Source organism: Bradyrhizobium sp., assembly GCF_019244115.1.
Lineage (GTDB): Bacteria > Pseudomonadota > Alphaproteobacteria > Rhizobiales > Xanthobacteraceae > Bradyrhizobium.
The window spans coordinates 1-16,090 of the sequence record NZ_JAFATE010000370.1 but is presented as its reverse complement, the minus strand read 5'-3'; the positions used below and the strand labels follow the sequence as shown (position 1 = coordinate 16,090).

Sequence of the window (16,090 nt, the reverse complement as noted above, 5' to 3'; positions counted from 1 at the left end):
TGAGGCGGTGGAAGGGGCTTGCGAGCTCATGAATTTGATCCTGTTGAGAGGCGCAATCTCTCCGAAAAGTGCCGGCCTATCAAGCACAAAAGGCTCAAAAACGCCGCATCGCGTGATATAGCTGCCGGTAATCTTTCGGACCAGAAGAACGGATCATTTTGCGATGTCAGATCAGCAGCAAGCGCAGGCAAATCCTCTCCTCCAGGCCTGGCAGACGCCATGCGAGACGCCGCCCTTCGACCGGATCAGGCCGGACCATTTTCTGCCCGCCTTCGAGCAAGCCTTCGCCGATCACTCAGCCGAGATCGACGCGATCGCGCGCGATCCGTCGGCGCCCGACTTCGCCAACACCATCACCGCGCTGGAGCGCGCGGGCAAGCTGCTGACCAAGGTCTCTGCCGTGTTCTATGACTTGGTCTCTGCACATTCCAATCCGGAGATCCTGGCAATCGACAAGGAAATTTCGCCGCGGATGGCCCGCCACTGGAACCCCATCATGATGAACGCGGTGCTGTTTTCCCGCATCAAAGCGCTCTACGACAGGCGCGAGAGCCTGGAGCTGACGGCCGAGCAGAAGCGGCTTTTGCAGCGCACCTACATCAATTTCCGCCGCGCCGGCGCCGGCCTCTCCGAACAGGCCAAGGCGCGGATGGCCGAGATCAACGAGCGGCTCGCCCAGCTCGGCACCACCTTCAGCCACCATCTGCTCGCCGACGAGCAGGACTGGGTGCTGGAGCTCGGCGAGGCGGATCTCGCCGGCCTGCCGGACAGCTTCATTGCAGCCGCAAGGGCCGCCGCGGAGGAGAGGGGCCTCGCCGGCAAGGCCGTGGTGACGCTATCGCGCTCCTACGTCGAGCCGTTTTTGAAGAGCGCCGACCGCCGCGACCTCAGGGAAAAAGTCTACCGGGCCTTTGTCGCGCGCGGCGACAATGGCAACGCCAATGACAACAACGAAACCATCGTCGAAGTCCTGGCTCTCCGCGAGGAGAGCGCAAAGCTCCTGGGCTACCCGACCTACGCCGCCTACCGGCTCGACGACTCCATGGCCAAGACGCCGGAGAACGTCCGTAGCCTGTTGGAGCGGGTCTGGAAGCCGGCGCGGGCCAAGGCACTCGCCGACCGCGACGAGCTGCAGGCGCTGATCGCCGAGGAGGGCGGCAACTTCCAGCTCGCGCCTTGGGACTGGCGCTACTACGCCGAAAAGCTCCGCCTGCGGAAAGCCAATTTCGACGACGCCGCGATCAAGCCTTATCTCGCGCTCGACAACATGATCGAGGCCGCCTTCGATTGCGCCACCCGCCTGTTCGGCATCACCTTCGCCGAGCGCAAGGATATCCCCGTCTGGCATCCGGATGTGCGGGTCTGGGAGGTCAGCGATCGCGACCGCCGCCACAAGGCGCTGTTCTACGGCGACTACTTTGCGCGGCCCTCGAAACGTTCGGGCGCCTGGATGACCTCGCTGCGCGACCAGCAGAAGCTCGACGGCGAGATCGCCCCCCTGATCCTCAATGTCTGCAACTTCTCAAAGGGCGCGGACGGACAACCCTCGCTGCTCTCGCCCGACGATGCACGGACCCTGTTCCACGAGTTCGGCCACGGCCTGCATGGCATGCTGTCGAACGTGACCTATCCCTCGCTGGCCGGCACCAGCGTGTTCACCGATTTCGTCGAGCTGCCCTCGCAGCTCTACGAGCACTGGCAGGAGCGCCCCGAAGTGCTGCAGCGCTTCGCCCGCCACTATGAGACCGGCGAGCCGCTGCCGCAGGACCTGCTGAGCCGCTTCCTCGCGGCGCGCAAATTCAACCAGGGTTTTGCCACGGTGGAGTTCGTCTCGTCCGCGCTGATCGACCTCGAATTCCATACCCAGCCGGCCGCCGCGAGCCGCGACGTCCGCGCCTTCGAGCGTGCCGAGCTGGAAAAGATCGGGATGCCGGAGGAGATCGCGATGCGGCACCGGCCGCAGCAGTTCGGCCACGTGTTCTCCGGCGGCTATTACGCGGCCGGCTATTACAGCTACATGTGGTCGGAGGTGATGGATGCCGACGCCTTTGGTGCCTTCGAGGAGGCCGGCAACATCTTTGATCCCGCGGTCGCCAAGCGGCTGCATGACGATATCTATTCCACCGGCGGCTCGGTCGATCCGGAGGCGGCCTACGTCGCCTTCCGCGGCCGTGACCCCGAGCCCGACGCCCTGCTGCGCCGTCGCGGCCTGTTGGACGCGGCCAAGGCGGCCTGAGATGACGGCCACCCGGCTGTGGTTGATCTCGATGCTGTTCGCCGGCGCGCTCCTGGCCGGCGGCAGCACGGCGGAGGCGCATCCCCATGTCTGGGTCACGTCGACCAGCGAGCTGGTCTATGCGCCCGATGGCTCGCTCACCGGCGTGCGCTACGCCTGGACCTTTGATGACATGTTTTCCAGCTACGCGCTGCAGGGCGTCGAGACCAGGACCAAAGGGGTCTACACCCGGGAGGAACTCCAGCCGCTGGCGCAGACCAATGTCGAGGCGCTCAAGGAGTTCGACTATTTCAGCGTGGCCAAGGCCGACGGCAAGAAGCAGCAGTTCCAGGAACCGGTCGACTATTTCATGGACGCCAAGGACGGCCTGCTTACGCTGCATTTCATGTTGCCGCTGAAGACCCCGGTGAAGAGCAAGGAACTGTCACTCGACGTGTACGACCCGACCTTCTTCGTCGACTTCAAGCTGGCCGACCAGGAGCCGGCAAAACTGGTCGGCGCGCCGGCGGCCTGCCAGATCAAGGTCCAGCGCCCGGCTGACGGCACCGCCACGGCCCAGACGCTCGGCGAGCAGAATTTTGGCGACGGCGCCAATCTGACCTTTGGCGTCATGTTCGCCAACAAGATCACGGTGAACTGCCCATGATGCCGCTACTACTCCGCGCCCACTCGATCCGCACCCTCGTGATCGCCCTTGCGGCCCTCGTCGCACTCGCGAGCCTCGATGCGGCCCTGCATCCGCTGCTGGCGCAAAATCCGTTCGGCGGCCCGCGGCCTGCTGCCGCGCCAGAGGTCGGCGGCATCGTCGGCTGGCTGCTCGCCCGCCAGTCGGAGTTTTACCGCGAGATCTCCGCCGCGATCCGCAGCGCAAAATCCGATGGCTCGGCGGTGTGGACGCTGCTGGCCGTGTCCTTCGCCTACGGCATTTTCCACGCGGCAGGCCCGGGCCATGGCAAGGCGGTGATCTCCTCCTACCTCGTCGCCAACCAGGAGACCGCGCGGCGCGGCATTGCGCTGTCCTTCGTCTCGGCGCTGCTGCAGGCGCTGGTGGCGATCTTGATCGTCGCGATCGGCGCCTGGATCATGAACGTCACCGCAAAGACGATGTGCAGCGCGGAGACCGGCATCGAGATCGCGAGCTATGCCCTGATCGCGGCGTTCGGCGCCCGCCTGGTCTGGACCAAGGGCGGCGCCTTCATCAGCGCGCTGCAGACACAGCCAGAGCTGCGGATGGCCGCGGCTGGCGGGCATCACCATCATGGTGGGCACGACCATGATCACCATCATGGCCACGACCACGGTCATGCCCATGATCACGTCCACGACGCGCATTGCGGCCATTCGCATGGGCCGCAGCCGGAGCAACTCGCCGGTCCCGGCGGCTGGCGGCGCGGCCTCGCCGCGGTGCTGACGGTGGGCGTGCGGCCCTGTTCGGGCGCGATCCTGGTGCTGGTGTTCGCGCTCGCCAATGGCCTGTTCTGGGCCGGCATCGCCGCGACCTTGGTGATGGGGCTCGGCACCGCGATCACGGTCGCGACCATCGCGGTGCTCGCGGTCTCTGCCAAGGATGTCGCGCGGCGCCTGAGCTCCGCCAGCGAGGGCAGCGGCGCGCTCGTCATGCGCGGCATCGAGTTCGGCGCCGCCGGCCTCGTGCTGCTGCTCGGCCTTGGCCTGTTGTTCGGCTATCTCTCCGCCGAACGCGTGACCTGCTTCTAGACCGGCGCAGGAACAAGAGCCGGGACTCGCCGCAGGCGCCCGCATCCCTATCTGATACCAACGGATACGAGCGCTGATGTTTCCACTTCGTGATGCCCGGCCTTGCGCCGGGCATCCACGTCTTTCTTCCTTGATTGCCTCGAATACGTAGATGGCCGGGACAAGCCCGGCCGTGACGAGTCATCGGCTGAGGCCGTTCGTGTCGTTTTGCTGGATGCGTCCGGGAAGAAATTCCGGACTTGTCAAACCACGAAATCTGGCGATAGTCGCGCTCCCTTCGCATTCGACGGCGAAAACCAGCACAAGCAATCACGACGGAGCATCGCGCATGACCCCTGCGTGCGGCATAGATTTCGGCACTTCGAACTCGTCCGTCGGTGTCTGCGATGCAGATGGACCAAGCCTGCTGCCGATCCAGCGCGGCGCGACGTCGGTGCCGACGGCGCTGTTCTTCAGTTTTGACGACCATTCGACGACGTTCGGCCACGAAGCGACACCGGAGGCGGTGTCGGCCGTGTTTCTGACCGGCGGCGCGACCCGGATGCCGTCGGTGCGGACGACGATCGCCGCCGCGGTCCCGGCCGCGCGGCTCATTGCAGGTGATGCGTTCGGCAGTGTCGCGACGGGCCTTGCGCTCGATGCCGCCAAGCGGTTTGCGTGAGCGAGGACTGAAGGAACGTGGAGTGTAAGGACGAGCCACCGGGCCGAAATAAGCACCGCGTGAGGACGGCAGCCCAGAATACACGACGATCATCTGCTAGCGGCACTCCTGTGGCCGCCGCAGCCACGGTAAGGTTAACAATTGGTTTCGATTGTCGATAAAATTTTATCGATTACCATGATCGTCAGTCGAGCGGCGTGTGGACCCGCTGATGAGAGGTCCAGCCAACGCGGCGCTGCTCCAAGGACCTCGCTGAAATTCAGCGACGATGACCACCGGGATCCCAATGTTCAACACGATCACTCCCGAGAAGCGCGCGGCGCACGACCCGTGGGGGTCTACCGGACACTCGGGCCAGTCGGAAAACCGAGGAGAGCATCCCAATGCGCAGGGCGATCGCGAAGGCCGTCACGTGGCGGCTGATCGGAACCGCCGAGATTTTTGCGATCTGTTTCTGGACCACGGGGCACGTCGCGACGGCCGGCCACACGGCCGGGCTCATGGCCATCAGCTCGATCGTCATGTACGTGGCGCACGAGTTGGCATGGGGTTGGCATGAAGGCCGCACGGAGATCATGGGCCTATCGAGCTGCCGGGCGTCTGCTCAATCTCCTGCACGAGAGCGGCACGTATGTGAAGCTAACCGAGGCGGGGGCGGCGTTGTTTGCGTGATGGACGATTGAGACAGGCATGACCATCGAACTCACCTTGCTCGCCGCCAGCAGGGTCCTTGGGATCGCCCGATGCCGCCGATCGGCTTGATCGGACGGAGCGTTAGCTTCTAGCTGATGACCGGTCGACATGGAGCACCGCCCCACGAGACCCATTCCGCTTCATCCAGAACCTCTACCCGGCGTGGAACTCAGCACGTCGTGTTGCGGCCCGCGATCGATGGGGCGGTGGCGGCTCCCATGCACCGCTGCACTTCACCCGGCACGTCGTAGTCGCGCATGACCGTGCGGCTGTCGCGCAGGCCACAGGCCTCTCGCTGCACCACGAACATCCAGAGTGCGTGGCCGGCCTCCGTCACCAGAGCGCGCCGTACCTGTCGCGCCGACGCCGGTGCACCCGCGCGCGGATGGGCGGCATCGAACTCGCGCAGCCTGGCGAGGGCCGCTTCCAGCGCTCGCCCCATCCGTCCGAGCGCAGCCGCCGTCTCCTGGGCGATCTCATAGTCGAGAGCGTCGAGGGGCGTGCGATGAAGGCGAAAGTCGCGGGACATGGACCGTGTATAGCGCCACACGGGGCGCATGCGCAACCAAGCGCGCCACCTTTCGCGCTGTCGCATGGCCGATGATCGCGCGCTCAATCTCAAGGCCGTCTCGGCAGTCGGGTTTGCGCGACGTCACGGCATCGCGGCGGTGCGGATGCTGCGCTGACGGACGGCGATGAGGAGGCCGCCGACCAGCACCGTGCCGATGATGAACAGGAACGCGGCGGCGACGATGACCGGCGAGATGTTTTCTCGGATCGACGAAAACATCTGCCGCGCCAGCGTCAACTGGTTGGGTCCCGCGACGAACAGCGTGAGGACCACTTCGTCGAGCGAGGTCGCGAAGGCAAGCGCCGCGCCTGAGAGGATGCCCGGCATGGCGAGCGGCATGGTCACCAGCAGGAACACGCGCGCCGGCGCAGCGCCGAGACTGGCGGCGGCACGCTCGACCTGCGGATCGATGCCGTCGAGCGAGGCGGCAATGCTGACCAGCACGAAGGGGACCGCGACCACGGTGTGCGCGACGATGACGGCCGCATAGGTGTTGGCGAGGGCGAGGCGGGCGAGCAGGATCTGCAGCCCGATCCCGAGCACGACCGCCGGTACCACCATCGGCAGCAGAAACAGCGTGCGCAGCGCCGCACCGAACGTGATGCGGCGGCGCAGGCCGAGCGCGGCCAGCGTGCCGAGCACGGTCGCCAGAACGGTGGTGCCCGCGCCGACGATGAGGCTGTTCACGATCGACCGATGCCAGGCCTCGGCGGTGGCGAGCTCCTCGAACCAGCGGGTCGACAGATGGTTGATCGGATAGGTCAGAAGGCTGCTGGAGGTGAAGGCCAGCGGCAGAATCGCGATCAGCGGCGCCAGCAGGAACAGCACCGTGGCGGCACCGAACAGAAATCGCCCCGCGCGCAGCATCGCTCACGCCCTCGTGGTGTTGGCCGCGGACAGGCGGCCGTAGATGCCGTAGAGCACGAGCGTCGCCGCGAGCAGCACGATGCCGAGCGCGCCCGCCATGCCCCAGTTGGCCGAGCCGGTCGCGTAGAAAGCGATCACCGAGCTGATCATCTGGTCCTTCGGGCCGCCGATCAGCGCCGGCGTGATGTAGTAGCCGAGCGCCGCCATGAACACGAGCAGCGCGCCGGAGGCGATGCCGCGCAAGGTCAGCGGCAGCAGGACGTGGACGAAGGCGCGGATCGGGCCGGCGCCGAGCGAGGCCGCCGCCGGCACCAGGTTTTTCGGGATCGCGATCAGCACGCTATAGATCGGCAGCACCATGAAGGGCAGCAGCACATGCGTCATCGCGATGATGACGCCGGTGCGGTTGAACAAAAGCGGCAGCGGGCGGGCGGTCAGGCCGAGCGCGGACAGCGTCGAGTTGATGAGGCCCTGATCCTGCAGCAGGATGTACCAGGCGGTGGTGCGCACCAAGAGCGACGTCCACAGCGGCAGCAGCACCGCGGCGAGCAGCAATTGCCGGCGCCATCCGGCCGAGGACGCCACCAGCATGGCATAGGGCAGGCCGATCAGGCAGGTTGCGAGCGTCACGGTCGCGGCGACCAGGAACGTGCGTAGCAGGATGGCGCGGTTGGCGGATTCACCTTCCGGAATGATTGTGACGGCGCCCGACGTGTCGCGCTGCAGGTCGACAGCCGCCAGAAGATTGCGGTCGGTATAGGGATTGGTGGCATCCGCAATGGCGCGCCAGAACGGCACCTCGCGCCAGCGTGGGTCGAGCTCGGCAAGATCGAGCGGGCCGCCGCCCGCGCGCGCGGCGCTGACCGTCTTCCGCATCAGCGTCCGAAAGCCGGGCTGGGCGCTGTTCAACCGGCGCACCAGATCGCCTAGCACCTGATCGTCATCGATGGCCCGCAGATCCCGCACCAGCGCCTGTTGCATTTCGGCTGGCGGCGCGGAGGTGCGGTCCCATGCGGCGGAGGCGGCCGCGGTTGCCGGCAGATGGCGGCTGACGACCGGGTCGGACACCGCCTGTTCGAGCACCGAAAACAGTGGCCAGACGAAGAACACGCCGAGAAACAGCACCAGCGGGAGCACGAGCGCCAACTGGCCGAGGCGTTGCCCGGCCGCGCTCATGCCGCGATCACCCAGCAGTCGGCGGGCGCGAAATGCGCCACCACGTCGGCGCCGGCGGGCCATTCCGCAAAACGCCGATCGAGCCGGACGACGAGGCCGAACGCGGCCTCGTCGAGCTGCACACGCAGATGATCGCCCTGGTAGACGCTGTCCAGGACGCGAGTCGGCAGCCTGTTCGAGACGGCCGTAGCGGGCGGACCGAGCAGAATGCGTTCCGGGCGCACCGAGACCAGCACGCGCGCGCCCGGGGACAGCGCCTCGCTTCGCGGCACGGTCAGATGCCGGTCGGACGCCAGCGCGATTGTCGTTCCGTCGCCGCCGTGTTCCTTCACGGTTCCTTCGAGCAGATTGGTCTCGCCGATGAACTCGGCGACGAATTTCGTCCTCGGGTGATCGTAGATGTCGCGCGGCGAACCGATCTGCTCGATCAGGCCATGATTGAACACGGCAATGCGGTCCGACATGGTCAGCGCCTCGGACTGGTCGTGCGTCACGAACACGACGGTCAGTTCGAGCCGCTTGTGGAGGGCGCGGATATCGAGCTGCATCTGTTCGCGGAGCTGCTTGTCGAGCGCGCCGAGCGGTTCGTCCATCAGCACGACGGCGGGCTCGAAGACGAGCGCGCGGGCCAGCGCGACGCGCTGCTGCTGCCCGCCCGACAGCTGCGCCGGGCGGCGATCGCGCATCGCCGCGAGCTGCACCATGTCGAGCGCGCGCTTCACCTTGGCCTCGGCCTCGGCCCGCGCCATGGCGCGCATCTTCAACGGAAAGGCGACGTTGTCGGCAACCGACATGTGCGGAAACAGCGCATAATTCTGGAACACGACGCCCATTGCGCGGCGGTGCGGGGGCAGCTGGTCGATGCGCTGGCCGTCGAGCAGGATGCTGCCGGCGCTCGGCTGCTCGAAACCGGCGAGCAGCATCAACAGGGTGGTCTTGCCCGATCCGGAGGGGCCGATCAGGCTGACGAACTCGCCGCGCTCGATATCAAGCGACAAATCCTTGATGACCTGAACCGGGCCGAACGATTTCGAGACCTGATCAATGCGGATACGCGGGATGGCCAAGGCCGCCCTCCGTGGGCTGTGCTGTTCCAATCATCCGGTGTGATGAGTTCAGCATCGGTTGCTGCCGCGCCGGAGGTGCGCTCCCTCTCCCCGCTAGCGGGGAGAGGGTTGGGGTGAGGGGGAGTCTCAGGGGACTGAGGTCGTGGAGAATCCCCCTCACCCGCATCGCTAAAACGATGCGACCTCTCCCTGCAAGCGGGGAGAGGTGAACCGCCCGCGGGGAGAGACCTTTCAACCAAACCTCATCACGCACTGTCAATTTGTTACGCTGGTCGAAAGGCTACTTGGCGAGCCAGGCGTCGAAACGCTTGGTCAGGGTCTCCAGATTGTCGATCCAGAAATCCACGTTCAGCGCCTGGGCACCTTCCATGTTGGCCGGCGCGGTCGGCAGATCGGCCAAAAACTGCGGCGGCACGCGCTTGCCGGCTTCCTTGTTCGGCAGGCCATAGGCGATGTACTCGGGCAGTTTCGACTGGTTCTCAGGCTTCGAGGTGAAGGCAATGAAATCGAAGGCGGCCTGCTTGTTCTCCGCGCCCTTCAGCACCACCCAGCTGTCGACGGCATAGATGCTGCCCGGCCAGACCACCTTGAACTTCTTGCCTTCCGAGCGGTCGATGCCGGTGATGCGCCCGTTATAGGCGCTGGTCATCGCCACTTCGCCCGATGCGAGCAGCTGCAGCGGCTGCGCACCGGACGACCACCACACGAGATTCGGCTTCAACTCGTCGAGCTTCTTGAAGGCGCGGTCGACGCCATCAGGCGTTGCCAGCACCTCATAGACCTTGTTCGCCGGCACGCCGTCGGCCATCAGGGCGAATTCGAGGGTATATTTGGCGCCCTTGCGCAGGGCGCGCTTGCCGGGGAATTTTTGCACGTCCCAAAAATCCGCCCACGATTTTGGTCCGTCGGCGATCTTTGCGCCGTCATAGGCGATCGCGGTCGACCAGACGATGGCGCCGACGCCGCAGTCGCTGACCGCCGAGGGCAGGAACGCATCCTTGCCGCCGAGCTTGCTCCAGTCGACCTTCTCAAACAACCCGTCGGCGCAGCCGAGCGCGAGCTCGTCGGCCTCGACCTGCACCGCATCCCACGCCGGATTGCCGGCCTTGACCTTGGCCTGCAGCACGCCGATGCCGCCGTCCCAGGCTTCGTCGAGCACCGGCTTGCCGATGGCCTTGGAGAACGGCTCGAAATAGATCTTGCGCTGGGCATCCTGATAGGTGCCGCCCCAGGACACCACCGTCAGGTCGCGCGCCGACGCGCCGGTGGCTGTGATCACTGCCGACAACAGGCCGAGGACCGCGATGGTCGATACTGTCTTGCTGTTGCTCATTGCTCTCCCCCTGGTCACGATACGCGCTGCGCCGCTGCTCAAGAACCAGCCTGACCGGAGCACCGTCACCCAGTCTGCGTTGGCGCGCCATCAGGCATCTAAGCGAGCATAGTGGAGGCCGCCGCCATGGCTGGCAAGGGCATAGTGCACGAGACCTCTATGGACCGCGCCCGCGGAGCTTCCTATGTTGTTTGATGGCTCGCTGGGCGGCGATTCCTCCGGGAAAACCGCTTCTTGTTCGATCGACGGGAAAGCATGGTCAAACGCACGGGCAGTGCCGATCTTCCTCTGCATGGCGGGCGCGTGCCGGTCTGGCTCGGCGTGCGCATGGCGACGCTCGGCGCCGTTATCACGGAGGCGATCGTCCATCATTATGGCCGCGACGCTTTTCTCGAGCGGCTTGCGCATCCGTTCTGGTTCCAGTCGTTTGGCGCCGTGATGGGAATGGACTGGCATTCGTCGGGCATCACCACGAGCGTCATCGGGGCGCTCAAACGCGGGCTTGGCTCCCGGCAGGACGAACTCGGCCTCTATGTCTGCGGCGGGCGCGGCCAGCATTCGCGCAAGACGCCGGACGAGCTTCGCTCGCTCGCCGAGCGCACCGGTTTTGATGGCGAGCGCCTGACACGGGTCAGCCGCCTGGTCGCAAAGGTCGACAGCGCCGCCGTGCAGGACGGTTTTGATCTTTATCTGCACGGCTTCTTCGTGACCGTCGACGGCAAATGGACGGTCGTGCAGCAAGGCATGAATGGCGACAAGAAGCAGGCGCGGCGCTACCACTGGCACTCCCAGGCGGTGCAGGATTTCGTCGAGGAGCCGCACAGCGCGATCGACGGGCCGGAGCAGGGCGAGATCGTCAACCTGACCGACCGCCGCGCGGCGACGTCACGGCATGGTCAGCTGTCGCTGCTGGCCGAGCTTGGTCCCGACCGCATCATCGGCGAGTTCGAGGCGCTGCAGGGCGACGCCCCGGCCCAGGGCACGTTGCCGCATCTGATCATGCCCGCGCATCATGATGTCAGGCCGAAGGACGTCTTTGCGCGGCGGCTGCATGGCACGCTTGCCGCCGCGGCCGAGCGCGGTCCGCTGGATTTTTCCGAGCTGCTGCTGGTGCCGGGTGTCGGGGCCCGCACCGTGCGCTCGCTCGCCATGGTCGCGGAGGTCGTGCATGGCGCGCCCTATCGCTTCGCCGACCCGGCGCGCTTTTCGTTCGCCCATGGCGGCAAGGACCGCCATCCGTTTCCCGTGCCGCTCAAGGTCTACGACCAGACCATCCGCGTGCTCAAGAGTGCGGTCGAGCGCGCAAAGCTCGGCAGCGACGAGAAGCTCGGCGCACTGAAGCGGCTCGATGACCAGGCGCGGCGGCTCGAACATGTGTCCGGCCCGTCGGTCGACTCCTTCATTGCGACCGAGCGGCTCGCCTCACCCATCCTCGACGGCCGCTCGGTGTTCGGCTGGGAGCGGGATCTGCAGGCGGCGAAAAAGCGGGGAACGTCGTAGCGCGGAATAGCATTGGGGACAGTGAGCTTACAGCGGGAGGACGAGATGTTGCGTTCATACCTGTTATCCGCCATGGCGGTCGTGATGATCAGCGCGACCGCGGCCAGGGCGGACAACCAGTCCGACTGCCAGAAGGGCATCGCAATGCTCAAGGCGGAGCTCAAGAAGAAACATCCACCGCCCGTGCTCGCCACGCTGCGCAAGGCGCTCAGCGATGCCGAGACCGAGGTGATCGAGGCCGACTGGTCCGAGTGCATGGACCTCATCAAGAGCGCGCGCGCCGCGCTCGGCAGGTGAGCGCCTTGCGCGAACCGACCGCTCTGTGTAGGTCGACCTTTGTCTGCAGATAAGTCGCAGTCAGCCGGAGGTCTCTTGGTGCGCGTCGGGGATGGTTTGCCCGATGCGCCACAATACCCCGGTCGGATCGACGAGCACGAAATCCCGGAGGCCCCATGGCCGATCCTCGGGAGCATCAACCTTCACACCATACTTGACCGCCAGCTTATTGTCCTGAACGTGGCTCCACCAGGCTTCGACGTTCTCGACAAGAAGATGCATCATGAAGTTATCGGCGTGTTCCTTGACGTAGAAGTTCTGCAACAGAAAGCTCGAGCTACCGTGATGCAGATATGCGAGTTGGTCCGACGACCATCCAAGATCGAACCCCAAATCCTGGTAGAAGCGCTTGGACAGGGCGAAATCCTTGGATGGAACGAAGGCTTTGACTTCGATTGCGGTCATGTCCTGCATTGCCGTAAATCTCCTTGCTTCCGAGACACCCGTCGGGCCGTGAGGCTGACAGCTTCATTGGGCCGTGTTTGGGTTCGGCATTGCGTTCCAACCCTTACCCCGGAATGAAGCCTGTTCGGTCCCCGGAATGAAGCCTGTTCGGTGTCGAAGACCCAACGCGGTTCTCCTTCGCGATCCTTAAGAGCTCACCTGCGGGATTTCAATACGCCGCCATCAAAATGGAAGGTGGTCTTAGTCGGGAACAGCGAACATGTCTCTTCAGAGAAGATTGATTTGACTGGAGCAGCCGAGGCCATTCCGTTTGACGCCGTCCTACGTTTCTGGCTCGGTCGGTCGGCTTGGCCGCCAGATCGAGGAAGATGATGAGCAAGGAAACAGCCCTGCCGATCGCCGATCGGGCGACGAGGCAATCGATCTTCGATTGGCTCGAACGCTTCGCCGCCTGCGTCAGGGCGGTGGACTATGCTGCCGCTCGTCCGTTCTGGCATCCCGACATCATCGCGTTCGGCACCTATCAGGAACTCATCCACGGCCGCGCGCGCTGGACCGAGACGCAATGGGACAATGTCTGGCCTCGTACGGCGGATTTCGTATTCGACCTCGACCATACGGCGGTGCTGGTCAGCGCCGACGGCGGCATGGCGACGGTGATCACGCCTTGGACGAGTACCGGTTTCCATGCGGACGGCAGCCGCTTCGATCGGCCGGGGCGGGCGACGATCGTTCTCGCGCGTCAGGCCGATGGGCGCTGGCTCGGCATTCATTCCCACATGTCGCTCCAGCGCGGTGTGCCGCAGGACAGCCACGGCAACCGGCCAGTCAAGGCCCGCTAGTTGCGTGCAGTCGCCAGCTGCCAACGCACTGCCAGGAGGCAGCTGGGGTCCACCGGCCGACGCGCTGACGCATTCGCGAAAGCAGCTCCTGACCCTGAATATTGACAAACCGCCTTTCGACGCTTTCGTCGAAAACTTTTCCGGGTCGAGTGTCGGCTCAAAACGCGCTCGGACGTCCTCGGCTCGAGGACGATATCAGGGAGTTCTAAATGGCCCGGATCAGCGATGTGATGCCCGAAATAGTCTCCGACGCGCAGTGGCGAGAGGCCTCCGAAGCCTTGCTCACGAAGGAGAAGGCGCTGACCCGCGCCCGAGACGCCCTGGCCGCCGAGCGCCGCCGCCTGCCGATGACGAAGGTCGAGAACGCCTACATCTTCGAAAGCGCGGAGGGCAAGGTGAGCCTCGTCGATCTGTTCGATAACCGGCCGCAGCTCCTCCTGTACCACTTCATGTTCGCGCCAGGGGTGCACGGCTGGCCGACCGCCGGATGTCCGGGATGTTCGATGTTCACTGACAATATCGGCCAGTTTACGAGCGAGCATCTGAAGGCGCGCGGCATCACGCTGGCGCTTGTGAGCCGCGCGCCGCTCACGAGCCTGGAAGCTTATCGCAAGCGGATGGGTTGGCCGCATCGATGGGTGTCGAGCGCGAACAATACCTTCAATGTGGACTTCGGGATCACCACGCCCGAGGGGGAGCGGCATGGTCTTTCGGTGTTCCTGCGCCGCGACGAGGACGTCTACCGTACATATTTCACATCCCAACGTGGGTGCGAAGCGCTCGGAAATGTCTGGGGTTTTCTGGACGCGACGCCCTATGGGCGACAGGAAGCTTGGGAGGACTCGCCGCCCGCTTGGCCGCAAACCCAGCCTTACGCGTGGTGGCGCAGGCACGACGAGTATCCAGCGTCAGTAGGGCGGGAGCAGGCCGACGGATGAGAGGCCCGGGTCAATATGGCGGCGATTTCCGCCTATGGCCTCACCCGGAGCGTTCGGAATCAGCGCTCACGTCGGCTGCCTGCGTTATGGTTGACCGATCCGCCGGTGGCGCCGGGCTTCAAGGAATGATGTGGTTTGGCCCGGAGCTAGTCAGCGTCCGTGACATTTCTTAGGCTGTCAGTATTCGTTGGATCAAAGCGCGAGCAATTCAAATGGCGATGGAGCAGAGGGGTGCGAAAGGCGAGGGATTTGCGACCATTTCTACTGACGGCCGCGTCCTGGATTCCTGGTTTCTTCAGCTGCGCTTGAGTGCGCAGGCTGATGGGGCAGCGACGGCGCGGCTGACGGAGCGGGAGATCAAAGTGTCATTGGGCGAGCCGGCAGCCGGATATGCGCGGCACGACGATATTCGCAATGTCGATATCGTTCCGATCCGCACCGAAATTGGGTCCCTCGCATCCGCGCCCGTTGACGTGCACGACGCGTACCTTCGGCTCCACCTCCTTAGCCATCGGCTCGTCGAACCCAATCGCCTGAACCTTGAAGGGATTTTCAGCCTGTTACCGAACGTTGCCTGGACCACTCTTGGTCCGTGCGAATGCTCTCGTGTGCCAGAAGCGCGAATGGCGGCCCGAAAGCGCGGCCTGACTTTCGAGGTGACCGGCGTGGATAAATTTCCGCGCATGACCGACTATGTGACGCTCGCGGACGTGAGAATTGCAGATGCGGATCGCGTGAGGCTGGGAGCCTACTTGGCACCGGGCACGACCGTCATGCATGAAGGCTTTTGCAATTTCAATGCAGGCACGCTTGGTCATTGCATGGTCGAAGGTCGGATAAGTGCCGGTGTGGTTGTGGGTAGCGGCAGCGACGTTGGTGGCGGCGCGTCGATCATGGGGACGCGGTCGGGAGGAGGGAAAGAGAGGATTACAATTGGCGAGCGCTGCCTGATCGGAGCCAACGCCGGCATCGGCATTTCACTGGGTGATGATTGTGTGGTCGAAGCAGGTTGTTATGTCACAGCAGGCGCCCGCCTCCTTTTGGAAGATGGCCGAGTAGTGAAAGCTAGAGAACTCTCGGGTCAAAATGGGCTCCTATTTCGACGCAACTCCCAGAGCGGTGCTCTTGAAGCAACCAGGCGCACACCAAATTGGGACGGCCTCAACTCGCAACTTCACAGCTAGAAACCTGAAAGAGTCACCCAGCGACAATCGTGACACGCCTTACTCTCGAGCAAAAACAGCGATGTCTCCAATTGCCCGACTGAGAAATCTTCTGCAATCGTTGTCTGCTATCGGAGGTAGTGCAGGCCAGATTTGTTCCGCGTGAGACTTTCGGCCGTTGACCCAGAACGGTCATCACGGTTACAGGTGTTGGTCAGCCAGCCAGTTCGTGATGGTTTCGGAGAGCGGCCTCGCATTTTCAGCAAAAAAATGGCCCCCGGGGTTTGGCCCCGCCGGGTCCGGCAGCAGCGTGAATTTTATGCTGGGGACCAGGGAGCCTGGGGATGTGGCCGCAGAAAGCAAGACATAGGGCTCGAACGCGGTGATTATTGTGTCACCGGCGCGGCCCCAAAGGGGAGAGAATGAACGCTTTGGCATTGGGTCTTCCCCGGAATCGAATGATCGCGGCCAGTTTGGACATCGCCTTTGGAGCAGCTGGCTGCCGCGCAGAAGTTGTCTGAGGGAGGACGTTCATGGTGGGTGCCCCGGCGGTGCGCCGAAGCTATCCCAATTTCCTATCCTCTGA

General features: G+C 64.4%; 16 protein-coding genes. 10 read left to right on the top strand and 6 right to left on the bottom strand.

The window, feature by feature from the left end:
• The first annotated feature begins 163 nt into the window (after positions 1–163).
• From JOZ76_RS16350 to JOZ76_RS16330, 5 genes are all read left to right on the top strand, one after another.
• Positions 164–2,236, top strand: coding sequence for a M3 family metallopeptidase (locus tag JOZ76_RS16350; RefSeq protein WP_291699734.1), 2,073 nt, complete (start codon positions 164–166; stop codon positions 2,234–2,236).
• 1 nt (position 2,237) lies between these two features.
• Positions 2,238–2,882, top strand: coding sequence for a DUF1007 family protein (locus JOZ76_RS16345; protein WP_441300042.1), 645 nt, complete (start codon positions 2,238–2,240; stop codon positions 2,880–2,882).
• Positions 2,882–3,952 (top strand): nickel/cobalt transporter, encoded by a 1,071-nt coding sequence (locus JOZ76_RS16340; protein ID WP_291699737.1) that lies wholly within the window; start codon positions 2,882–2,884, stop codon positions 3,950–3,952. Before JOZ76_RS16345 ends, JOZ76_RS16340 begins: the two co-directional genes overlap by 1 nt.
• A gap of 328 nt (positions 3,953–4,280) precedes the next feature.
• The gene (locus JOZ76_RS16335; protein WP_291699732.1) at positions 4,281–4,613 is read left to right on the top strand and encodes a hypothetical protein; all 333 of its coding nucleotides are present in this window, start codon (positions 4,281–4,283) and stop codon (positions 4,611–4,613) included.
• Between the two features lie 383 nt (positions 4,614–4,996).
• Positions 4,997–5,296, top strand: a complete 300-nt coding sequence (locus JOZ76_RS16330; RefSeq protein ID WP_291699730.1) for a DUF2061 domain-containing protein — start codon at positions 4,997–4,999, stop codon at positions 5,294–5,296.
• A 179-nt stretch (positions 5,297–5,475) separates the two neighbouring features.
• Here the strand turns inward: JOZ76_RS16330 and JOZ76_RS16325 are convergent, their stop codons facing one another.
• From JOZ76_RS16325 to JOZ76_RS16305, 5 genes are all read right to left on the bottom strand, one after another.
• Positions 5,476–5,835 carry a DUF6665 family protein gene (locus JOZ76_RS16325; RefSeq protein ID WP_291699724.1) on the bottom strand — a complete coding sequence of 120 codons (360 nt, stop codon included), beginning with the start codon at positions 5,833–5,835 and terminating at the stop codon, positions 5,476–5,478.
• 123 nt (positions 5,836–5,958) lie between these two features.
• The gene (locus JOZ76_RS16320; RefSeq protein ID WP_291699722.1) at positions 5,959–6,744 is read right to left on the bottom strand and encodes an ABC transporter permease; all 786 of its coding nucleotides are present in this window, start codon (positions 6,742–6,744) and stop codon (positions 5,959–5,961) included.
• A 3-nt stretch (positions 6,745–6,747) separates the two neighbouring features.
• Entirely contained in the window at positions 6,748–7,920 is a 1,173-nt protein-coding gene (locus JOZ76_RS16315; RefSeq protein ID WP_291699720.1) for an ABC transporter permease, read from the bottom strand.
• Positions 7,917–8,987 (bottom strand): ABC transporter ATP-binding protein, encoded by a 1,071-nt coding sequence (locus JOZ76_RS16310; RefSeq protein WP_291699718.1) that lies wholly within the window; start codon positions 8,985–8,987, stop codon positions 7,917–7,919. The genes JOZ76_RS16315 and JOZ76_RS16310 overlap by 4 nt, the downstream gene beginning before the upstream one ends.
• A 280-nt stretch (positions 8,988–9,267) precedes the next feature.
• Entirely contained in the window at positions 9,268–10,320 is a 1,053-nt protein-coding gene (locus JOZ76_RS16305; protein ID WP_291699716.1) for an ABC transporter substrate-binding protein, read from the bottom strand.
• Positions 10,321–10,575: 255 nt separating this feature from the next.
• Here JOZ76_RS16305 and JOZ76_RS16300 point away from each other — a divergent pair, with 255 nt between their 5' ends.
• Positions 10,576–11,820: a DUF763 domain-containing protein gene (locus JOZ76_RS16300; RefSeq protein WP_291699714.1), complete on the top strand. Its 1,245-nt coding sequence runs from the start codon at positions 10,576–10,578 to the stop codon at positions 11,818–11,820.
• A 45-nt stretch (positions 11,821–11,865) separates the two neighbouring features.
• Positions 11,866–12,117, top strand: a complete 252-nt coding sequence (locus JOZ76_RS16295) for a histidine kinase (RefSeq protein ID WP_291699713.1) — start codon at positions 11,866–11,868, stop codon at positions 12,115–12,117.
• A gap of 60 nt (positions 12,118–12,177) precedes the next feature.
• On the opposite strand, the gene JOZ76_RS16290 is transcribed toward JOZ76_RS16295, so the two are convergent.
• Complete coding sequence (locus JOZ76_RS16290) at positions 12,178–12,570, bottom strand: VOC family protein (RefSeq protein WP_291699711.1); 393 nt, start codon at positions 12,568–12,570, stop codon at positions 12,178–12,180.
• A gap of 362 nt (positions 12,571–12,932) precedes the next feature.
• Here JOZ76_RS16290 and JOZ76_RS16285 point away from each other — a divergent pair, with 362 nt between their 5' ends.
• From JOZ76_RS16285 to dapD, 3 genes are all read left to right on the top strand, one after another.
• Positions 12,933–13,403 (top strand): YybH family protein, encoded by a 471-nt coding sequence (locus tag JOZ76_RS16285; RefSeq protein WP_291699709.1) that lies wholly within the window; start codon positions 12,933–12,935, stop codon positions 13,401–13,403.
• A 209-nt stretch (positions 13,404–13,612) separates the two neighbouring features.
• Positions 13,613–14,341, top strand: coding sequence for a DUF899 domain-containing protein (locus tag JOZ76_RS16280; protein WP_291699707.1), 729 nt, complete (start codon positions 13,613–13,615; stop codon positions 14,339–14,341).
• A gap of 212 nt (positions 14,342–14,553) precedes the next feature.
• Positions 14,554–15,525 carry a 2,3,4,5-tetrahydropyridine-2,6-dicarboxylate N-succinyltransferase gene (gene dapD, locus JOZ76_RS16275; protein ID WP_291699705.1) on the top strand — a complete coding sequence of 324 codons (972 nt, stop codon included), beginning with the start codon at positions 14,554–14,556 and terminating at the stop codon, positions 15,523–15,525.
• Positions 15,526–16,090 lie beyond the last annotated feature (565 nt).